Annotated in this window: 1 pseudogene; it reads left to right on the forward strand. The window is 76.4% G+C overall.

The window, feature by feature from the left end:
- Positions 1 to 163: 163 nt before the first annotated feature.
- A pseudogene (locus tag FOE67_RS28450) lies at positions 164 to 406 on the forward strand (hypothetical protein); the annotation flags it as partial.

Here is a 406-nt window from a genome sequence, read left to right on the forward strand (position 1 = left end):
GTCCGGGGGCGAGGCCGTTTCGGTGACGCACGGGGCGCCCGGGGCGGAGGGTCGCCGGGCCGGTACGGGGATGTGGCCTCACCGTGACAACCGGATCGACCGGTTCGCTCGTGGAATGGGGTGAGGAGTCACGGCTCCGCGGCCGGAGACGGGGCAGCGGGGCGTGACGGAGAGCGAGGTCGGTCCCGTGAACATCTTCCGTCCCACCCGTCCCGGTGGTTCGTCCGCCGTTCCGAGCGGCCCCGATCCCGCCCGGCGGCGGCTGCTCGGTCTCGGCGCGGTGGGCGCGCTGGGTCTGGCGGCCCCGCCGCTGCTGGCCGGTTGCGGGGGATCCGGCATACCCCACCCCGGCGATCCCTCCGGGGGGACGGACGCCGGGGGTTCGACGGGGGACGACGGGAAGGGG

The organism is Streptomyces calidiresistens (assembly GCF_014141525.1).
GTDB classification, from domain to species: domain Bacteria; phylum Actinomycetota; class Actinomycetes; order Streptomycetales; family Streptomycetaceae; genus Streptomyces; species Streptomyces calidiresistens.